This is a genomic window from Litoribrevibacter euphylliae (genome assembly GCF_042646085.1).
In the GTDB taxonomy this organism is placed as follows: domain Bacteria; phylum Pseudomonadota; class Gammaproteobacteria; order Pseudomonadales; family Litoribrevibacteraceae; genus Litoribrevibacter; species Litoribrevibacter euphylliae.
In genome coordinates, this window is the sequence record NZ_JBHRSZ010000005.1 from 196748 (window position 1) to 210742 (window position 13995).

The window sequence follows — 13995 nt, forward strand, 5'->3', positions numbered from 1 at the left end:
CCTTTTTGTGATCGGCCGCAAGTTTATCACTTTTGTCGTTACGACAATATCTTCTCGCAATGTAGGAAATTAGACATAGACCAAGAAACCGAACTTTTTTTGTGGCTTAATAGAATTCCCTAGTCAGAGCAGTAAGGGATTTCACTGTTTTTCGCCCCAAGGAAGAGGAGCTCACTATGACTAATTTAAAGAAATCTACTCAACATATTCTTCTGGTAGGTCAACAAAACCTCCAAAATTCGGTCATCATTAACTATTTGATTAACGAACAGCATCTATCCGCTCAGCTAACCAGCCAAGCTGAAGCCGTGAAACGTATTTCAAATGATGAAGACCTAACAACACTTCTATTACTAGATGTTCGAGATATTCGTCCAGAACAAGCCATTCGCTTCCTGAACGAACTCTACCAAAGAAATAACGCTATCTCTGTTGCCTTCATCAATGTTTTGTCTGATTCAAAGTTTGAAAAGCTCATCGATCATCCAACCATTGGCGGTATCTTCTACGCACACCAACCTCAAAGTCAGGTATACAAAGGCATTAACGCCTTACTAACTGGTGATTTATGGATACCACGTAAACTGCTAAAAATTTATCTGCAACAAACTCGTACGGCATACAGAACCGCAGAAGATTCAAGCCAGTTATTGACCAAGCGTGAACTACAAATTTTGAAGCTAACTGCCACTGGTGCGACCAATGCTCAGATTGCCGATAAATTGAACGTCAGTATGCACACCGTAAAAACCCACATGTATAACCTGTTCAAAAAGATTGGTGCATCGAATCGAGTACAAGCAATCAATTGGGCTAATGAAAACCTAGATACGGACTCAATTAACCGATCTAACGCTGCATAACAGATAAAGAGCTTTTGGCTCTTTATCTCCCTCCTGTAGACCCTATAATGAGGTGTTTTATTATTCGGGCTAGAGGCTTTAATGGATACTATTTCCGTTCGCGGTGCAAGAACACACAATCTTAAAAATATCGATCTTGATATCCCACGAGATAAGCTAGTCGTAATTACAGGGCTTTCAGGTTCCGGTAAATCGTCGCTTGCTTTCGACACCTTGTATGCAGAAGGACAGCGACGTTATGTTGAAAGCCTGTCGACTTATGCCCGACAGTTCTTATCCATGATGGAAAAGCCTGACGTAGACAGCATCGAAGGCTTGTCTCCAGCTATATCCATTGAACAAAAGTCGACCTCTCACAATCCAAGATCAACCGTTGGTACTGTCACAGAGATATATGACTACCTAAGGCTTTTATTTGCCCGCGTTGGTGAAGCACGCTGCCCAACCCACGACCAGCCCCTGCAGGCGCAGACTATCAGTCAGATGGTCGACCAAATTATTGCCCTACCCGAAGGCAGCAAAATCATGCTGTTGGCACCGGTAGTAAGAAACCGCAAAGGCGAACACCTTCATTTATTTGAAGATCTACAAGCCAAAGGCTTTATTCGTGCTCGTATTGACGGTCGAGTCTATGAGCTGGATGAATTACCTGAACTTGATAAGAACAAAAAACACACCATCGAAGTGATTGTTGATCGCCTGAAAGTAAAACCAGAGATTGAAACGCGCTTGGCCGAATCTTTGGAGACAACCATTGAGTTATCAGAAGGAATTGCCTTAGTTGCTTTTATGGACGACGATGAGCAAGAAGACATTACCTTCTCAGCCAAGCATGCCTGCCCGAGCTGTGGCTACTCCATTGCCGAACTGGAACCCAGATCATTTTCTTTCAATAACCCTGCAGGCGCTTGCCCTACCTGTGATGGTTTGGGGACTAAACAGTTCTTTGACGCATCTAAAATCATTGTAAGCGACACCTTATCGTTAGCTACCGGCGCAATTAAAGGTTGGGATAAGCGAAGCTTATATTATTTCCAGTTATTGGAATCCATTGCTAACCACTATGAATTCTCTTTAGATACGCCTTGGGATGAGCTAAGCAAATCACATCAGAAGATCATTCTTTCCGGTTCAGGCAAAGACAAAGTTTCCTTCAAACATGTCACAGCAAAAGGCGATGTATATTACAAAGAACAGAGTTTCGAAGGTGTCCTTCCAAACCTTGAGCGACGATATCGAGAGACAGAGAGCCCATTGGTACGGGAAGAACTTTCTAATTATTTAAGCATACAGCCTTGCCCAAGTTGCGATGGCGCAAGACTTAAAGAATCATCACGACATGTTTTCGTGAACGAAGAAACGCTTCCGTCCGTAACCCAACTCTCTGTCGGAGATGCACAAGAGCTGTTCTCCAAAATGGAGCTCGAAGGAGCCAAAGCTCAAATTGCAGACAAGATCGTAAAAGAAATCAGTGACCGCTTACACTTTCTGGTTAATGTCGGCCTTGAATATCTTACGCTTGATCGAAGTGCCGATACCCTATCTGGCGGTGAAGCTCAGCGAATTCGACTAGCCAGCCAGATTGGTGCAGGCTTGGTTGGCGTCATGTATATATTGGACGAGCCCTCTATTGGCCTACACCAAAGAGACAATGATCGCCTTCTTGAAACATTGAAAAGACTCAGAGATCTTGGCAACACCGTCATCGTGGTTGAACACGATGAAGATGCGATTCGTATGGCCGATTATGTAATTGATATTGGCCCAGGCGCGGGAGTACACGGCGGGCAAGTCATTTCAAAAGGTACTCCGAAAGAAGTCAGCGCGGACGAAACATCTCTGACTGGACAGTACTTGTCAGGGGTGAAAGAAATTTCAGTTCCAGAAAAACGTCATCCCGTAACTGAAAAATGGTTAGAACTGTCTGGCGCATCCGGAAACAACCTTCAAAAAGTAAACCTAAAGCTACCAATCGGCTTAATGACCTGTGTTACCGGAGTCTCAGGCTCAGGAAAATCAACGTTAGTTAACACCACTTTATATCCCATCATGGCACACAAGCTGAATGGAGCCCATCAATCGACGACCGCACCATATACGGATATCCAAGGCGTTGATCATCTGGACAAAGTTATTGATATCGACCAGAGCCCAATTGGACGCACCCCACGATCAAACCCCGCAACTTATACCGGTATCTTCACAGGAGTCCGGGAATTATTTTCTGGGACTCAAGAGGCGAGATCAAGAGGGTACAAACCTGGTCGCTTCAGCTTTAATGTGAAAGGCGGCCGCTGTGAGGCCTGCCAAGGTGATGGCGTCATCAAAGTTGAAATGCACTTTTTACCAGATATCTACGTTCCTTGTGATGTCTGTAAAGGGAAACGCTACAACCGAGAAACACTCGACATCACTTACAAAGGTAAAAACATTCATCAAGTACTCGATATGACGGTAGAAGATGCACGAGAGTTTTTCGATGCTATTCCCGCCATTGCAAGAAAACTGCAAACGCTGCTTGATGTGGGTCTTGGTTACATCAAACTTGGTCAGAGTGCTATTACTCTTTCAGGAGGGGAAGCGCAGCGAGTTAAACTGTCCAAAGAGCTGTCTAAACGAGATAGCGGAAACACCCTCTACATATTGGATGAACCTACCACAGGCCTCCATTTTCATGATATTCAACAGCTGCTAACGGTTCTGCATAAACTTCGTGATCGAGGAAATACTGTAGTTGTTATTGAGCATAATCTAGATGTCATTAAAACGGCAGACTGGGTCGTAGACTTAGGACCAGAAGGCGGAAAAGGTGGCGGAACAATTATCGCAGAAGGAACACCTGAAGACGTAGCAACTGCAAAAGGCTCTCATACAGGAAAATACTTAAAGCCATTACTTCCATGATAAGAAGTGACAACCGTATTTAGAACGGATCTTAAAAACGAAAAAAGGGATCATTTGATCCCTTTTTAAACCAATCCAAATTGATTGGACAATAAAAAGCCGGGTTAAACCCGGCTTTTTATTAATCTTCTGCGCTGTCTTCGCCAGCTGGCAAAGGACGATCAACTAACTCAACGATCGCCATTGGCGCATTATCACCTGCACGGAATCCGCATTTAAGGATACGGATATAACCACCAGGACGGCTCTCATAACGAGGACCTAGTTCATTGAACAATTTACCTACCGCTGCATTGCTACGAGTACGAGCAAAAGCAAGACGACGGTTAGCAACTGTATCTTTTTTAGCAAGAGTAATTAAAGGCTCTGCAAAACGACGAAGCTCTTTCGCCTTAGGTAGAGTTGTTTTAATCACTTCATGCTCAACAAGAGATACGGTCATGTTCTTGAACATCGCTTGGCGATGTGCACTTGTACGATTTAAGTGACGACCACTCTTACGATGACGCATGATTTAATTCCTTACCAAACATCAGAGTTCGGATGCTCTGATTACGGGTTTACCCTGTCGTCGTTTTTCAAACTTGCTGGAGGCCAGTTCTCTAGACGCATACCTAAAGACAGACCGCGCGAAGCGAGTACGTCTTTAATTTCAGTCAGAGACTTCTTACCAAGGTTTGGCGTTTTCAGCAACTCAACTTCAGTACGCTGAATTAGATCGCCAATATAGTAAATATTCTCGGCCTTCAAGCAATTTGCAGAACGAACTGTTAGCTCTAGATCGTCAACAGGACGAAGAAGGATAGGATCAATTTGATCTTCTTCTTCTTTAACTTCTGGCTCAGCTTCATTCTCAAGATCGACGAACACAGCTAACTGTTGCTGTAGGATAGTTGCAGCACGGCGAATACACTCTTCAGGCTCAATAGTGCCATCAGTGTCTAGATCAATCACCAGCTTATCCAGGTCAGTACGTTGCTCAACACGCGCACTCTCAACACTATAAGCGACGCGACGAATTGGGCTGTATGTGGCGTCTAGCTGAAGGCGGCCGATTGGACGAGTTTCGTCTTCATCGGACTCGCGAGTATCAGCTGGCTCATAGCCACGACCTTTGGCAACTTTAAGAGTCATTTTCAACTCTGCTGCTTCATTCAAGTTTGCAATCACGTGCTCAGGGTTTGCGATTTCCACTGAATGATCAACTTGAATATCTCCGGCCAATACAGGACCAGGACCAACCTTAGAAAGGGTTAATGTTGCTGTATCCGCTTCATTCATGCGAACTGCAACACCTTTAAGGTTCAACAGAATCTCAATTACGTCTTCCTGCACACCTTCAATTGCACTGTACTCGTGCTGAACACCGTCAATTTCGGCTTCAACAATAGCTGCACCAGGCATTGAAGAGAGCAGGATCCTACGCAAAGCACTACCCAGCGTATGACCAAATCCACGCTCCAATGGCTCAAGAACCACTTTTGCGCGAGTATTACTGTATTCAGTCACATCAATGTGACGTGGAACTAAAAAGTCGTTCACGGAACGCTGCATAGTTGCCTCTTAATTAGCTATACCTGTTACTTAGAGTAAAGCTCAACAATCAGGTTTTCGTTAATTTCTGCCGACAGATCAGAACGCTCAGGAACAGACTTGAACGTACCTTCCAGCTTCTTCTCGTCTACTTCTACCCATTCAACCGCAGCACGGTTTTTGCTCAATTCAAGAGCACCTTGGATACGAAGTTGACCTTTGGCACCTTCACGGATGCTTACTACATCGCCAGGAGCGACTTGATAAGAAGCGATATTAACTGTACGACCGTTAACTTGAATCGCTTTGTGGCTTACGATTTGACGTGCTTCTGCACGTGTAGAACCAAAGCCCATGCGATAAACAACGTTATCTAAGCGAGCCTCTAAAAGTTGCAACAAGTTTTCACCTGTAGCACCTTTAAGACGCGCTGCTTCTTTATAATAGTTACGGAATTGCTTCTCAAGAACGCCATAAGTACGACGAACTTTTTGCTTTTCACGCAACTGTAGACCGTAATCAGACAAACGACCACGACGTTGGCCGTGCTGACCCGGAGCTGTCTCTAGCTTACACTTGGAATCAAGTGCACGTGCACCGCTCTTTAAGAAAAGATCAGTGCCTTCACGACGAGACAGTTTACATTTTGGTCCGATATAACGAGCCATACTGCCCCCTTTTACACGCGACGCTTCTTAGGAGGACGACAACCATTATGAGGAATAGGTGTAACGTCCGTAATGTTGCTGATCTTGTATCCACAAGCGTTTAGTGCACGCACTGCAGACTCACGACCAGGGCCTGGGCCCTTAACTTCTACATCCAGGTTCTTAAGACCATACTCTTGAGCTGCAGTACCTGCACGCTCAGCAGCAACCTGTGCCGCGAACGGAGTAGACTTACGAGAACCTCGGAAACCAGATCCGCCTGCAGTTGCCCACGCTAGAGCATTGCCTTGACGGTCAGTAATAGTCACGATGGTATTGTTAAAAGAAGCGTGAATGTGCGCAATGCCATCCGCGACTTGCTTTTTAACTTTTTTACGTGCCTTTGAACTGCTTGGCTTTGCCATGCTTCAGTTTCCTGCTATCAAAGATTATTTCTTAATAGGCTTACGAGGACCTTTACGAGTACGAGCATTCGTTTTAGAACGCTGTCCACGTAGAGGTAGACTGCGACGGTGGCGTAAACCACGGTAACAACCTAAATCCATAAGCCGCTTGATGTTCATATTGATTTCACGGCGTAAGTCACCTTCAGTGTCAAACTTAGCAACTTCCGCACGAATTTTATCCAATACTTCTTCAGACAAGTCTTTAATTTTAGTAGTTGGCTCAACACCTACAGCAGCAAGAATGCTCTGAGATCTTGTACGACCAACACCAAAAATGTAGGTGAGTGAAATCACCGCATGTTTGTTGTCTGGAATATTGACGCCTGCTATACGGGCCATCTAAATTACTCCGTTAAACTTTCGTAACGAATTGTTCACGACTATCGTGAAAGGCGCAACAGCATAATGCGTGATCGAATAAAAATCAAGCACTGTTGCACCCACCGTTAACATTATTAGCCTTGACGCTGCTTATGACGTGGTTCTGCATCGCAGATCACACGAACAACACCGTTACGACGAATAATCTTACAGTTACGACAAATTTTCTTTACTGATGCACGTACTTTCATGATCGCATCTCCAATTCAAGTACTAACCGGGCTTAAGCGCCCTTAAGGTTAGCTTTCTTCATCAGAGAGCCGTACTGGCTAGACATCAAGTGAGATTGTACTTGCGCCATAAAGTCCATAATCACCACTACTACGATCAACAACGAAGTGCCACCAAAATAGAATGGAACATCGAAGAAAATCACTAGCAACTGCGGCAGCAAAGATACTGCGGCAATATAAGCGGCGCCGAACAATGTTAAGCGCGACAGTACATTATCTATATAACGTGATGTCTGTTCACCAGGACGAATCCCCGGTACATATGCGCCAGACCGTTTTAAGTTATCTGACACATCTTTAGGATTAAACATAAGGGCTGTGTAGAAATAACAGAAGAACACAACACTTAATGTAAACAAAATCAGGTAAAGAGGCTGACCTGGAGCGAGAGCCAATGCTACTTCCTGCAACCATTCCATACCTTCCCCTTGGCCAAACCATTGACCGAGAGAGGCTGGGAACAACAGGATACTAGAAGCAAAAATCGGTGGAATAACACCCGCCATATTCACTTTCAAAGGTAAATGACTACTTTGAGCAGCAAATACCTTACGACCTTGCTGACGCTTTGCATAATGTACAGTGATACGGCGCTGTGCGCGTTCCATCCATACAACAAATGCAATCGTTGCAATGGCCAATAGCGATATAACTATCAGTCCAAGGAATGACATACCATCCTGCTGACGAGCAGCTTCGAAGGTTTGCCCAATTGCTGAAGGAAGCCCTGCAACAATACCAGCAAAAATCAGGATAGATATACCATTACCGATACCACGCTCGGTTACCTGCTCACCTAACCACATAAGGAACACAGCGCCACAAACAAGTGTCGTTGTTGCTACAAAGAAGAAAGAAAAGCCTGTAGTAAACGAAATACCCTGACTAGCAAGCCCCATAGACATACCTAATGCCTGCACGGTTGCTAAAACCACGGTACCATAACGCGTATATTGGCTGATTTTTCTACGTCCAGCCTCACCTTCTTTCTTCAGTGCCTCCAATTGAGGAGAAACTGCTGTCAGAAGCTGCATAATAATGGACGCAGAAATATAAGGCATAATTCCGAGCGCAAGAATACTCATGCGCTCCAAAGCCCCTCCGGAAAACATATTGAAGAGGCTTAGAATCGTTCCCTGATTTTGCTCGAACAAGGCTGCCAGTCTATCTGGATTAATTCCAGGTACAGGTATATGGGCACCGATGCGATATACAACGATAGCCATAAATACAAATAACAGACGAGACTTAAGCTCGCCTAAGCCACTTGCCGCACCTGCTGGCAATGCTCCTGCTTTAGCCATTATTCTTCAACCTTACCGCCTGCAGCTTCGATTGCAGCCTTAGCGCCTTTAGTTACGCGCAAGCCTTTAACCGTTACTGCTTTATTAATTTCGCCAGAGAGGATGATTTTTGCATACTGAATGCTGCCATTTACAACGTTGGCTGCTTTCAATGTATCCAAATCAACTACATCACCTTCCACTTTAGCTAGTTCATTCAAGCGAATCTCAGCTGTTACTAGAGACTTACGAGAAGTAAAACCAAACTTAGGAAGACGACGCTGCAATGGCTGTTGACCACCCTCAAAACCAGGAGCTACGCTACCGCCTGAACGTGATTTAAGACCCTTGTGACCACGGCCACCTGTCTTACCTAGGCCACTACCGATACCACGACCTACACGCTTTTTAGCAGTCTTGGAACCTGGAGCTGGGCTAAGAGAATTAAGACGCATAGCTTACTCTCCTATAACTTCAACTAAGTAATTAACCTTGTTGATCATGCCACGAACAGATGGCGTGTCTTCAAGCTCAACTACTTGACCAATCTTGCGCAGACCTAAACCCTTTACACAAAGCTTGTGCTTTGGAAGAGTTGAGATAGGGCTACGAACCAGTTTTACTTGTACTTTCTTACCAGCCATCGTATTACCCCAGAATCTCGTCCACTGAAAGGCCACGTTTAGCAGCAACGTCTTCAGGTGATTTCATCTGCTTCAAGCCATTGAACGTTGCACGAACAACGTTTACAGGGTTCGTAGAACCGTAGCACTTAGCTAGTACGTTCTGAACACCCGCAAGCTCAAGCACAGAGCGCATTGCACCACCGGCAATAACACCAGTACCTTCTGATGCTGGCTGCATGTAAACTTTTGAAGCGCCATGACGTGCTGTAACAGGATACTGCAGAGTGTTCCCATCTAGTTGAACACTGATCATATTACGACGCGCCGCTTCCATAGCTTTTTGAATAGCTACAGGTACTTCACGAGCTTTACCACGACCGAAACCTACACGACCTTGGCCATCACCTACTACAGTCAAAGCTGTAAAACCGAAAATACGTCCACCTTTAACAGTTTTCGCAACACGATTTACTTGAACCAGCTTCTCTTGCAATTCGGTAGTAGTTTGTTCTGTATTTGACATCTTCTACCCCTTAGAACTCAAGGCCAGCTTCACGAGCAGCGTCAGCTAATGCTTTAACGCGACCATGATACTTAAAACCAGAACGGTCGAAAGCAACCTTAGTAACACCAGCGTCTTTAGCGCGGTTTGCAATAAGCTCACCCACTTTAGCCGCTGCATCTTTATTACTAGTTGCACCTGTACGCAATTCTTTATCCAAAGTAGATGCTGAAGCTAGTACTTTGTTTCCGTCACCAGAAATGATTTGCGCATAAATATGTTGTGATGTGCGAGTAACACACAAACGGGTCGCACCCAATTCACGTATATGAGAACGAGAACGGCGGGCACGACGCAAGCGACTTTCTTTCTTACTAAGCATACCCTACCCTTACTTCTTCTTAGCTTCTTTAGTGCGAACCATTTCGTCTGCATAGCGGACGCCTTTACCTTTGTAAGGCTCAGGTGGACGGAAAGCACGGATTTCAGCTGCGACTTGACCAACTTGCTGCTTGCTAATACCTTTTAGCACAACTTCAGTTTGGCTTGGTGCTTCAGCAGTAATACCTTCAGGTAGTTCATACTCAATTGGGTTTGAGAAACCCAACTGAAGATTTAACTTCTTACCCTGAACTGCAGCACGGTAACCAACACCTTTCAACTCAAGCTTCTTCTCGAAGCCCTGAGTTACACCTACAACCATATTGTTGATAAGTGCACGAGTTGTACCAGACATAGAACGAGACTGCTTACTACCATCTTTAGCAGCAAACGTAAGTTGGTTGTCTTCTTGTTTAACTTCAACGGTACCAGTCAAAGCCAACTCAAGGCTGCCTTTAGCGCCTTTTACAGTTAGTTTGTCACCGTCGATCTTTACTTCAACGCCGCTCGGTATCGAGACAGGGCTTTTAGCTACTCGAGACATTCCGCCCTCCCTTAGAATACCGTTGCTAGAACTTCACCACCAACATTCTCTTTACGAGCCTGGCGGTCAGTCATAACGCCTTTAGAAGTAGAAACGATAGCAATACCAAGACCAGCTTCTACTTTAGGCAATCCATTAACACCACGGTATTGACGAAGAGAAGAACGAGATACACGCTCAATTCGCTCAATAACTGGCTTACCTTCGAAATACTTAAGGCTTACTGTAAGTTCAGGTTTTGCACCTTCTGTTACAGCAAAGTCAGTGATGTAACCTTCGTTCTTAAGAACGTCAGCAACAGCAACCTTAAGTTTTGAAGATGGCATAGTAACACTTTGGTGCTCAGCCATCTGTCCGTTACGAATACGTGTAAACATATCCGCTAACGTATCTTGCATACTCATTTAGGTTTACTCCTAGGTTGTGCAGCAGAAGGCCCTCAGAAGAGGGCACAACCGCTTACCAACTTGCTTTTTTCAAACCAGGAACGTCGCCACGCATCGCTGCTTCGCGAAGCTGGATACGGCTTAGTTTGAACTTGCGATAAACTGCATGTGGACGACCAGTAAGCTGACAGCGACGCTGTAGACGAGCTTTACTAGAATCACGAGGCAGTTGTTGCAGCTTAAGCTGCGCTTCCCACTTTTCATCATCAGAGCTTTCTGGGCTCAAAATGATAGCTTTCAGGGCAGCACGCTTTTCAGCATATTTGGCTACAAGTTTTTCGCGCTTAAATTCGCGCTGTTTCATTGATACCTTTGCCATGTGTCAACCCCTTACTTGCGGAATGGGAAGTTAAAGGCTTCTAATAAAGCCTTACCTTCTTCATTGGTGTTCGCTGTAGTGCTGATAGTGATATCCATACCGCGAAGGCGATCGATTTTATCATAATCAATCTCAGGAAAGATAATCTGTTCCTTAATACCCATGCTGTAGTTACCACGACCATCAAATGATTTTGGATTTACACCGCGAAAATCACGTACACGAGGTAGCGCGATATTCATGAAACGGTCTAAAAATTCCCACATTTGATCATTACGCAAAGTCACCTTACAACCAATCGGCCAACCTTCACGAACTTTAAAGCCTGCCACTGATTTACGAGCGCGAGTAACAACAGGCTTTTGACCTGCAATCTGCTCCATATCCGCAACAGCGTTCTCGATTAGCTTACGGTCGCCAATAGCTTCACCAACACCCATGTTAAGAGTAATTTTGGTGATGCGAGGCACTTCCATTACATTTTTGTACTCAAACTGCTCACGCAGCTTGGGTACAACTTGATCTTGATAAAATTGCTTTAATCTTGCCATTGTCGTACCCAATGCCTTATGCATCAATAACTTCTTGATTCGACTTGAAGATACGAACCTTCTTGCCGTCTTCAAGCACCTTGAAGCCTACGCGATCAGCTTTATTCGTTGCATTATTAAAAATTGCAACGTTTGAAGTCTGGATTGCAGCTTCTTTCTCAACGATACCGCCTGGTGTACCTAAGAATGGGTTTGGCTTCTGGTGCTTCTTAACTAGGTTAATGCCAGAAACGATCAAACGACCATCTTTAAGAACCTTAGATACTTTACCGCGCTTACCTTTGTCTTTACCCGCGATTACGATTACTTCATCGCCACTTCTGAGTTTATTCATAATTCTCCTCCCCCCTTAAAGCACTTCAGGTGCTAGGGAAATGATTTTCATGAACTTCTCAGAGCGTAGTTCACGTGTAACCGGACCAAAGATACGAGTACCGATTGGCGCTTCTGATGCGTTCAACAAAACTGCAGCATTTCCATCGAAACGAATGATAGAACCATCTGGACGACGAACGCCACGCTTGGTACGAACAACAACTGCGTTCATCACCTGGCCCTTCTTCACTTTACCGCGAGGAATAGCTTCTTTAACTGTAACTTTAATGATGTCACCAATGCCCGCATAACGACGGTGAGAACCGCCTAGGACCTTGATACACATCACACGACGTGCACCGCTGTTATCAGCGACGTCAAGCATTGTTTGAGTCTGAATCATAATTCACTCCAATACCTATGTTGTCGCCGACTTAGTCGGCTGCTTTTTCTACAACCTCAACCAAAGCCCAAGACTTAGTCTTAGACATTGGACGAGATTCACTAATAGTAACCACATCACCTAGACGGCACTGGTTGCTCTCATCATGCGCATGTACTTTCGTAGAACGCTTAACGTACTTCCCATAAATTGGGTGCTTTACGCGACGCTCAACAAGTACTGTGATGGTCTTATCCATCTTGTCGCTCACGACTTTACCTGAGACAGTGCGCGCATTTTTTTGCTGTTCTGTCATCTTTAATTACCTGCTTTCTGGTTCAGCACAGTTTTTACGCGAGCAATGTCCTTACGAACTTGAGTTAGCAAGTGCGTTTGGCTCAATTGACCGGTCGATTTTTGCATACGCAAGTTAAACTGGTCGCGTAGCAAGTCGAGTAGTTGTTGCTGTAGCTCTTCAGAGCTCTTTTCTCTCAATTCACTCGCTTTCATTACATCACCGTTCGCGTTACAAAGGTTGTTGATACAGGTAGCTTAGCGGCAGCTAGAGCGAATGCTTCGCGCGCCAACTCTTCGCTAACACCTTCCATTTCGTACAACACTTTACCTGGCTGAATCTGTGCAACCCAGTATTCTACAGAACCTTTACCTTTACCTTGACGAACCTCAAGAGGCTTCTGGGTAATTGGCTTATCTGGGAATACTCGAATCCAGATCTTACCGCCACGTTTAATGTGACGAGTCATGGTACGACGAGCTGCTTCGATTTGACGAGCAGTGATGCGACCACGACCAGTAGCTTTAAGGCCGAATTCACCAAAGCTAACCTTACTTCCGCGATTAGCAAGGCCACGGTTACGACCTTTTTGCATCTTACGGAATTTCATACGTTTAGGTTGTAACATAATTCATTACCCCCTTACTTAGCTTTTTTCTTAGACGCTTTCTGAGCACGTACTTCTTCAATACCGCCCAAAATTTCGCCTTTAAAGATCCAAACTTTAACACCAATGATGCCGTAAGTTGTGGATGCTTCGTAAGTCGCATAGTCGATGTCTGCACGTAGAGTGTGAAGAGGTACACGACCTTCACGATACCACTCAGTACGAGCAATCTCAGCACCACCAAGACGACCACTTACCTGGATTTTGATTCCTTTCGCGCCCTGACGCATTGCATTTTGCACTGCACGCTTCATTGCACGACGGAACATAACACGACGCTCAAGCTGACCTGCTACGTTAGCAGCAACTAGCTTTGCATCCATGTCTGGCTTGCGAATTTCTTCGATGTTGATGTGTACAGGTACACCCATCATCTTAGAAGTTTCTTGACGTAGTTTTTCTACATCTTCGCCTTTCTTACCAATCACAATACCCGGACGAGCAGTGTGAATAGTGATACGAGCATTCTGTGCAGGACGCTCGATAATAATATTACTAACAGAAGCCTTTACTAAACGTTCTTCAAGGAACTTACGAACTTTAAGGTCTGTTAGCAGCTTGTCTGCGTAGGCACTGCCGTCAGCGTACCAGATCGAGTTATGATCTTTAGTAACGCCCAGGCGGATACCTGTTGGATTTACTTTCTGACCCATCTG

The 13995-nt window shown here is 44.9% G+C and carries 23 protein-coding genes; 2 read left to right on the forward strand and 21 right to left on the reverse strand.

Annotation, left to right across the window (positions count from 1 at the left end; genetic code table 11):
* Positions 1-176 precede the first annotated feature (176 nt).
* Entirely contained in the window at positions 177-863 is a 687-nt protein-coding gene (locus ACFOEK_RS13680) for a LuxR C-terminal-related transcriptional regulator (RefSeq protein ID WP_386721885.1), read from the forward strand.
* Positions 864-944: 81 nt separating this feature from the next.
* Positions 945-3767 carry an excinuclease ABC subunit UvrA gene (gene uvrA / locus ACFOEK_RS13685; RefSeq protein WP_386721887.1) on the forward strand — a complete coding sequence of 941 codons (2823 nt, stop codon included), beginning with the start codon at positions 945-947 and terminating at the stop codon, positions 3765-3767.
* Between the two features lie 121 nt (positions 3768-3888).
* Here uvrA and rplQ read toward each other — a convergent pair whose 3' ends face one another.
* From rplQ to rpsC, 21 genes are all read right to left on the reverse strand, one after another.
* Positions 3889-4278 carry a 50S ribosomal protein L17 gene (gene rplQ, locus ACFOEK_RS13690; RefSeq protein WP_386721889.1) on the reverse strand — a complete coding sequence of 130 codons (390 nt, stop codon included), beginning with the start codon at positions 4276-4278 and terminating at the stop codon, positions 3889-3891.
* 41 nt (positions 4279-4319) lie between these two features.
* Positions 4320-5321, reverse strand: coding sequence for a DNA-directed RNA polymerase subunit alpha (locus tag ACFOEK_RS13695; protein WP_386721891.1), 1002 nt, complete (start codon positions 5319-5321; stop codon positions 4320-4322).
* 26 nt (positions 5322-5347) lie between these two features.
* Positions 5348-5968, reverse strand: a complete 621-nt coding sequence (rpsD, locus tag ACFOEK_RS13700) for a 30S ribosomal protein S4 (RefSeq protein WP_386721893.1) — start codon at positions 5966-5968, stop codon at positions 5348-5350.
* 11 nt (positions 5969-5979) lie between these two features.
* Positions 5980-6372 (reverse strand): 30S ribosomal protein S11, encoded by a 393-nt coding sequence (rpsK, locus tag ACFOEK_RS13705; protein WP_284379453.1) that lies wholly within the window; start codon positions 6370-6372, stop codon positions 5980-5982.
* A gap of 24 nt (positions 6373-6396) precedes the next feature.
* Positions 6397-6753 (reverse strand): 30S ribosomal protein S13, encoded by a 357-nt coding sequence (gene rpsM / locus ACFOEK_RS13710; RefSeq protein WP_386721896.1) that lies wholly within the window; start codon positions 6751-6753, stop codon positions 6397-6399.
* Positions 6754-6869: 116 nt separating this feature from the next.
* Positions 6870-6986: a 50S ribosomal protein L36 gene (rpmJ, locus tag ACFOEK_RS13715; RefSeq protein WP_284379448.1), complete on the reverse strand. Its 117-nt coding sequence runs from the start codon at positions 6984-6986 to the stop codon at positions 6870-6872.
* A gap of 32 nt (positions 6987-7018) precedes the next feature.
* Positions 7019-8332: a preprotein translocase subunit SecY gene (gene secY / locus ACFOEK_RS13720; RefSeq protein ID WP_386721898.1), complete on the reverse strand. Its 1314-nt coding sequence runs from the start codon at positions 8330-8332 to the stop codon at positions 7019-7021.
* Entirely contained in the window at positions 8332-8766 is a 435-nt protein-coding gene (rplO, locus tag ACFOEK_RS13725) for a 50S ribosomal protein L15 (protein WP_386721900.1), read from the reverse strand. Before rplO ends, secY begins: the two co-directional genes overlap by 1 nt.
* 3 nt (positions 8767-8769) lie before the next feature.
* The gene (rpmD, locus tag ACFOEK_RS13730; RefSeq protein ID WP_284379440.1) at positions 8770-8955 is read right to left on the reverse strand and encodes a 50S ribosomal protein L30; all 186 of its coding nucleotides are present in this window, start codon (positions 8953-8955) and stop codon (positions 8770-8772) included.
* Positions 8956-8959: 4 nt separating this feature from the next.
* Complete coding sequence (gene rpsE, locus ACFOEK_RS13735) at positions 8960-9460, reverse strand: 30S ribosomal protein S5 (RefSeq protein ID WP_386721903.1); 501 nt, start codon at positions 9458-9460, stop codon at positions 8960-8962.
* Between the two features lie 10 nt (positions 9461-9470).
* The gene (gene rplR / locus ACFOEK_RS13740) at positions 9471-9821 is read right to left on the reverse strand and encodes a 50S ribosomal protein L18 (RefSeq protein WP_386721905.1); all 351 of its coding nucleotides are present in this window, start codon (positions 9819-9821) and stop codon (positions 9471-9473) included.
* A gap of 9 nt (positions 9822-9830) precedes the next feature.
* Entirely contained in the window at positions 9831-10364 is a 534-nt protein-coding gene (gene rplF / locus ACFOEK_RS13745; RefSeq protein ID WP_386721907.1) for a 50S ribosomal protein L6, read from the reverse strand.
* A gap of 11 nt (positions 10365-10375) precedes the next feature.
* Positions 10376-10768 carry a 30S ribosomal protein S8 gene (gene rpsH, locus ACFOEK_RS13750; RefSeq protein WP_386721909.1) on the reverse strand — a complete coding sequence of 131 codons (393 nt, stop codon included), beginning with the start codon at positions 10766-10768 and terminating at the stop codon, positions 10376-10378.
* A gap of 55 nt (positions 10769-10823) precedes the next feature.
* Positions 10824-11129 carry a 30S ribosomal protein S14 gene (rpsN, locus tag ACFOEK_RS13755; RefSeq protein ID WP_386721911.1) on the reverse strand — a complete coding sequence of 102 codons (306 nt, stop codon included), beginning with the start codon at positions 11127-11129 and terminating at the stop codon, positions 10824-10826.
* 11 nt (positions 11130-11140) lie between these two features.
* A complete protein-coding gene (gene rplE, locus ACFOEK_RS13760) occupies positions 11141-11680 on the reverse strand; it encodes a 50S ribosomal protein L5 (protein WP_386721967.1) in 540 nt (179 codons plus the stop codon).
* Positions 11681-11696: 16 nt separating this feature from the next.
* Complete coding sequence (rplX, locus tag ACFOEK_RS13765; protein ID WP_386721913.1) at positions 11697-12014, reverse strand: 50S ribosomal protein L24; 318 nt, start codon at positions 12012-12014, stop codon at positions 11697-11699.
* Between the two features lie 15 nt (positions 12015-12029).
* A complete protein-coding gene (rplN, locus tag ACFOEK_RS13770; protein WP_386721915.1) occupies positions 12030-12398 on the reverse strand; it encodes a 50S ribosomal protein L14 in 369 nt (122 codons plus the stop codon).
* Positions 12399-12429: 31 nt separating this feature from the next.
* Positions 12430-12693: a 30S ribosomal protein S17 gene (rpsQ, locus tag ACFOEK_RS13775; protein WP_386721917.1), complete on the reverse strand. Its 264-nt coding sequence runs from the start codon at positions 12691-12693 to the stop codon at positions 12430-12432.
* A 2-nt stretch (positions 12694-12695) separates the two neighbouring features.
* Positions 12696-12887 (reverse strand): 50S ribosomal protein L29, encoded by a 192-nt coding sequence (gene rpmC / locus ACFOEK_RS13780; RefSeq protein ID WP_284379423.1) that lies wholly within the window; start codon positions 12885-12887, stop codon positions 12696-12698.
* Entirely contained in the window at positions 12887-13300 is a 414-nt protein-coding gene (gene rplP / locus ACFOEK_RS13785) for a 50S ribosomal protein L16 (protein ID WP_284379420.1), read from the reverse strand. The genes rpmC and rplP overlap by 1 nt, the downstream gene beginning before the upstream one ends.
* 14 nt (positions 13301-13314) lie before the next feature.
* Positions 13315-13992 carry a 30S ribosomal protein S3 gene (gene rpsC, locus ACFOEK_RS13790; RefSeq protein WP_386721920.1) on the reverse strand — a complete coding sequence of 226 codons (678 nt, stop codon included), beginning with the start codon at positions 13990-13992 and terminating at the stop codon, positions 13315-13317.
* Positions 13993-13995: the final 3 nt, after the last annotated feature.

Bases quoted from the DNA above. Each gene is read 5' to 3' on its own strand.
- rpsQ (WP_386721917.1), bottom strand. From the start codon at position 12,693: ATGACAGAACAGCAAAAAAATGCGCGCACTGTCTCAGGTAAAGTCGTG.
- rplX (WP_386721913.1), bottom strand. From the start codon at position 12,014: ATGAATAAACTCAGAAGTGGCGATGAAGTAATCGTAATCGCGGGTAAA.
- rplP (WP_284379420.1), bottom strand. From the start codon at position 13,300: ATGTTACAACCTAAACGTATGAAATTCCGTAAGATGCAAAAAGGTCGT.
- rplR (WP_386721905.1), bottom strand. From the start codon at position 9,821: ATGCTTAGTAAGAAAGAAAGTCGCTTGCGTCGTGCCCGCCGTTCTCGT.
- secY (WP_386721898.1), bottom strand. From the start codon at position 8,332: ATGGCTAAAGCAGGAGCATTGCCAGCAGGTGCGGCAAGTGGCTTAGGC.
- ACFOEK_RS13680 (WP_386721885.1), top strand. From the start codon at position 177: ATGACTAATTTAAAGAAATCTACTCAACATATTCTTCTGGTAGGTCAA.
- rpsN (WP_386721911.1), bottom strand. From the start codon at position 11,129: ATGGCAAAGGTATCAATGAAACAGCGCGAATTTAAGCGCGAAAAACTT.
- uvrA (WP_386721887.1), top strand. From the start codon at position 945: ATGGATACTATTTCCGTTCGCGGTGCAAGAACACACAATCTTAAAAAT.
- rplF (WP_386721907.1), bottom strand. From the start codon at position 10,364: ATGTCTCGAGTAGCTAAAAGCCCTGTCTCGATACCGAGCGGCGTTGAA.
- rplQ (WP_386721889.1), bottom strand. From the start codon at position 4,278: ATGCGTCATCGTAAGAGTGGTCGTCACTTAAATCGTACAAGTGCACAT.
- rpmC (WP_284379423.1), bottom strand. From the start codon at position 12,887: ATGAAAGCGAGTGAATTGAGAGAAAAGAGCTCTGAAGAGCTACAGCAA.
- rpsK (WP_284379453.1), bottom strand. From the start codon at position 6,372: ATGGCAAAGCCAAGCAGTTCAAAGGCACGTAAAAAAGTTAAAAAGCAA.
- rpsD (WP_386721893.1), bottom strand. From the start codon at position 5,968: ATGGCTCGTTATATCGGACCAAAATGTAAACTGTCTCGTCGTGAAGGC.
- rplO (WP_386721900.1), bottom strand. From the start codon at position 8,766: ATGCGTCTTAATTCTCTTAGCCCAGCTCCAGGTTCCAAGACTGCTAAA.
- rplN (WP_386721915.1), bottom strand. From the start codon at position 12,398: ATGATTCAGACTCAAACAATGCTTGACGTCGCTGATAACAGCGGTGCA.
- rpsM (WP_386721896.1), bottom strand. From the start codon at position 6,753: ATGGCCCGTATAGCAGGCGTCAATATTCCAGACAACAAACATGCGGTG.
- rpsE (WP_386721903.1), bottom strand. From the start codon at position 9,460: ATGTCAAATACAGAACAAACTACTACCGAATTGCAAGAGAAGCTGGTT.
- rpsH (WP_386721909.1), bottom strand. From the start codon at position 10,768: ATGAGTATGCAAGATACGTTAGCGGATATGTTTACACGTATTCGTAAC.
- ACFOEK_RS13695 (WP_386721891.1), bottom strand. From the start codon at position 5,321: ATGCAGCGTTCCGTGAACGACTTTTTAGTTCCACGTCACATTGATGTG.
- rplE (WP_386721967.1), bottom strand. From the start codon at position 11,680: ATGGCAAGATTAAAGCAATTTTATCAAGATCAAGTTGTACCCAAGCTG.
- rpsC (WP_386721920.1), bottom strand. From the start codon at position 13,992: ATGGGTCAGAAAGTAAATCCAACAGGTATCCGCCTGGGCGTTACTAAA.
- rpmD (WP_284379440.1), bottom strand. From the start codon at position 8,955: ATGGCTGGTAAGAAAGTACAAGTAAAACTGGTTCGTAGCCCTATCTCA.
- rpmJ (WP_284379448.1), bottom strand. From the start codon at position 6,986: ATGAAAGTACGTGCATCAGTAAAGAAAATTTGTCGTAACTGTAAGATT.